At 64.6% G+C, this 4,030-nt stretch carries 3 protein-coding genes; 1 reads left to right on the forward strand and 2 read right to left on the reverse strand.

From position 1 onward, the window contains the following. Positions 1-8: 8 nt before the first annotated feature. Positions 9-443 (reverse strand): hypothetical protein, encoded by a 435-nt coding sequence (locus VF665_RS25370; protein ID WP_331056293.1) that lies wholly within the window; start codon positions 441-443, stop codon positions 9-11. A 945-nt stretch (positions 444-1,388) separates the two neighbouring features. Next, on the reverse strand, positions 1,389-2,948 hold the full coding sequence (locus tag VF665_RS25375; RefSeq protein ID WP_331056294.1) for a hypothetical protein: 1,560 nt from the start codon (positions 2,946-2,948) through the stop codon (positions 1,389-1,391). 215 nt (positions 2,949-3,163) lie between these two features. On the opposite strand from VF665_RS25375, the gene hslO reads away from it, so the two are divergent. Further along, positions 3,164-4,030 (forward strand): Hsp33 family molecular chaperone HslO (gene hslO, locus VF665_RS25380; RefSeq protein WP_331056295.1); only part of this gene is annotated, 867 nt, incomplete at its 3' end.

Below are 4,030 nucleotides of genomic sequence, written 5' to 3' on the forward strand. Positions count from 1 at the left end.
TCGGCATCTCAGCGTCGCAGTCCCAGATCGAACTCAACCCGCTGGCGCAGCATCTCCGCGGCGTACCAGACCGCCCGGGGCTGGTGCGCTCGGTCCCCCGCGAGCCTCTCCAGAACCGTCAGCACGTTCCGACCATAGCCGGCTGGGAGAGGGACCGAGCCATCGAACGAAGAGCGGTGATTGGTGGAGCCTGTCGCCATGCGGACATAGCGGATCGTGTCTGGCGGTACGAGCTGGGCCAAGTACACCCCGTTCCCAGGATTGACGTACTTGGCCAGCACGAGCATGGCCGCCACCCGAATCTCCGGTTGCACGTGCGGCTCGGCGGCGACCCGCAGCAGGTGAGAGTACAAACGGCCGTCGCGCAGCCGCATGCTGGTGCGCATGAGCTGTTCGAGATCCGGTCCGGCCGCAGGCACCGTGTTCCAAAGCTGCGCCAGCACAGGCGCGCCTTCATCTGCGCAACCAGGCGCACGCAACAGTGCCCACTCACGCCTGGGACTCGGATTGCTAGTCCTGAGTACCTGAGAGATCAGCCGGCACTCGTTGCGAAGATGCGCCGCGCTCGCGGCCTCATCTGAAGACCGCTGGGCACCGCACGGCATCTCCGACCCCAGGATCGAAGCTGACAGCGCGCCCACGCAGATCAGTCTCCGGCCGTGATCTATCACACTCTTGGGCACGGGTTGTCTCCGTACGGAAGCTTTTGTAAGCGCTGTTCCTCGCCGTTCAGTCTCAGCGGTTGAGACCCAGATCGAACTCCACGCGCTGACGCAGCATCTCCGCGGCGTACCAAACCTCTCTGGGTTCCGAAGTTCGACTCGCCGAGAGCCGCTCCAGAAGCGCGTAAACCTCACGCGTGTACCCCGCCGGGAGCGGAACCGCACCGTCGTCGGCCCACCCGTAAGTCGTTGATCCGAGCGCCGGGGGAATGTACCGGAACGTATCAGGGGGGAATAGCATTCTCCGCGATACACCGTTCATTGGGTTGACATACTTGGCTAGAACCAGCATGGCCGCGACCCGCAATGCTGCGGGCCTGCTACGATCGACTGCCGTGCCAAGAATCTGCGCATACAACCGTCCGTCGTGAAGGTGCATGCTTGACCGCATCAGATCCTCAATTCCAGAACTGTCCCGGATTGACAACCAGAGTTCCCCGAGTGCCACCCCCCCCTCGTCCGCACACCCTGGAAGTCGGTCCAGCGCCCACCTTCTTCGCGACTCTGGATGTCCTGACCGGACAATCTGCGATGCCAATCGACAATCGTTTCGGAGATGCACCGTGCGTGCTTGCTCTTCCCCATCCGTCTGGGCAGCACTTGGAGTCGAGTGCACGACAAGCGCAATGAGCGCGGCGGCGGTGAGCGGAAACAAGTTCTTCGTCATCAGGGCTTCGGAGTGAGGATCTGCCGGTTCTCATTCAAGAGCGCGCATGGGCCGTCACGATCTGCTGGACGAGTCAGGCCACGGACCGAGCCATTCTTGTGAACAGCGAGGGACGTCGCGCCCGCGAGACTGTCCAATGCCACCCATTCGCGGTTGTATGCGCGATACAGGAAAGCGCTGTTCGGAGACGTTAGATTCTCCAGTCGAATGAGGGAGGGAGCGACATGCGCATCCAGTGCAGCTTTGTACACTTCTCCATGATACCTCTCGTGATCATCCACGAGTGTCTCGAGAGTGTCCGTTACCACACGAGCATCACACGTATTGACCCCACCGTATCTTCCGGGGCGACCTGGTCCCGAGATTTGAGCATTGTAGAACCCGCTGCTCACGACCATCACGGCAGTGTTTACCGCGTAGTACCCATAGAAGTGGAGTGTCTCCCCAGACTTGAAGTACTCGATGTTGTCGTTAGGACCACCATCAGCATACGCGGTATACTGCGGCGCCCTCTCGGCGCGTGAATGCAGGGGCAGCCAAGTCGAAGCCCCGAGATCGTCTGCGTACTTGACCACACTCGCCAATGTCAGCAGGCCGTACTCCCGACTTGTGATCCGCCTGAACGAGTAGTCGGCCGTCTTGGTGCCCCACTCACGGTTGATCACCGTGAGCGGGGTGGAGGCTTTGCGCTCGCGGCCGTTCACCATCGCGGTGACGGTCACGGTGCCGCTTCGCACCAGCGGGCCGCCCCACCCTACCGAGTCGGCGTCCAAGTCCACCGTCACGGGCTCGGTGGAGCCGGGGTCCGGCGGCGAGGTGAAGTTCCAGTGCGTCACCGTGAACGCCGAGTTGTCAGACATGCTCGCCACGCAGCGGCCGCGCTCTCCGCGCGTCACGCTGGGGCACTGCACCTGCAGCTCGGGCGGCGGTGTCTGCTGGTCCGCCACGGGAGTTACGGAGACGCTGTACGTCTGCGTTCCCGCAACCCTCCACCGCGGCGGGGTACCCCCTGGGGGTTCCAGGTTTCCGTAGTACCGCGAAACCAACAGGCGGCCCGGCCCGCGCACGTACACCGAACCGTTCACGACGGCATCCGACGATCTCCCGGCCGGAGGTGCCCACTCGGCCGTCAGGTACCCCGACTGCGAGATGAAGTACATGGACACGCCCCCGGATCCCGCGCTGGGCACGGATCTGTCGCCGGGAGCTCCGCCCGGCGCACCCGCGGGTCCGAACGTAGCCGGATAATACCCTTCGATGCCCGGAAGCGTCACGGCATTCAGCATCCCCTCCACACGCAGATCGAGCCGGAACAGTCCGGCGGGAACCTCCACGGGGTCCACTACGTGCGCAAACCAGAACTGGGAGTTCTCCGGTTTGTAGAATCCGAGAAGGTTGAACGGGAGATCGGCGTCCTGCACCAGCCACTGCGCGGAACCGGTGGGGACCAGCGCGGCGTTCGGCGGAGCGGGAGCGACGGGCGCGACTGCGTCCGTGCACGCGGCGAGCAGTGCCACGGCGGCGGCAGCAACGGGCAGGCGGACGAACGGTGACCGCATGAAGGGGAAAGCACCAGGGTGAGCGAAAGACGATTGTTTCGTGACCTAAGATGCCGCCTTCCTCTGCGAAAGGCAAGGATCGTCCGCTCCCGTGCGTCCGGGAATGGTAGCAGGAGGTGAGCTCCACGCAGGGAACACACGGCCCAAACCGTTGTACCGGAGTACGTTGCGCCGCGGCCCCGATGGCCGCGGCTCCTGTTTGGGGGAGGCATGGGATGACGAACAACGATTATCTGGTGCGCGCCACCGCCCTCGGCGACCGGGTGCGCGCCTTTGCACTGAACGCCACCGGGCTGGTGAGCGAACTGCAGCGCCGGCACGACACCTATCCCGCCGTAACCGCGGCGCTCGGGCGCACGGCCATGGGCGCCCTGCTGCTGGGCGCGGCCTCGCTCAAGGAAGAAGACCAGCTGCTCACGGTGGACGTGCGCGGCAACGGCCCCGTGCGCCGCATCCTGGTCACGGCCAACGGGCGCGGCGAGGTGCGCGGGCTGGTCGGCAATCCGCACGTGCACGCGGAGAGCGTGAACGGCAAGCTGAACGTGGCCGGCGTGGTGGGCACGGACGGCTACCTGGCCGTCACCAAGGACCTGGGAATGCGCGACACCTACCAGGGGATGGTGGAGCTGATTTCAGGCGAGATCGGCGAAGACCTGGCGTACTACATGGCCAAGAGCGAGCAGACGCCCTCGGGTGTGGGCATCGGCGTGTTCGTGCGGCCGGACCTGAGCGTGGAGGCCGCGGGCGGCTACCTGATCCAGCTTCTTCCCGGCCTGTCGGACGAGGAAGTCGCGGAAATCGAGCAGCGCGCCGCCGCCCTTCCGCACCCCACGGCGCTGCTGCGCGAAGGCATTTCGCCGGAGCAGATGCTGGAGCGGCTGTTTCCGGAGGGATACACCTTTGGCGACCGGTACCCCATCGGCTTCAAGTGCGAGTGCTCGCGCGAGCGGTTCAGCAGCGCGATCGTGAGCCTTGGCACCGCGGAGATCGAGCGGATCATCGAGGAAGAGGAGCAGCCGTACACGGAGGTGGTCTGCCACTTCTGCAACGAGGCGTACCGCTACAGCCCTGATGAGATGGAA

Source organism: Longimicrobium sp. (genome assembly GCF_036387355.1).
In the GTDB taxonomy this organism is placed as follows: Bacteria; Gemmatimonadota; Gemmatimonadetes; order Longimicrobiales; family Longimicrobiaceae; genus Longimicrobium.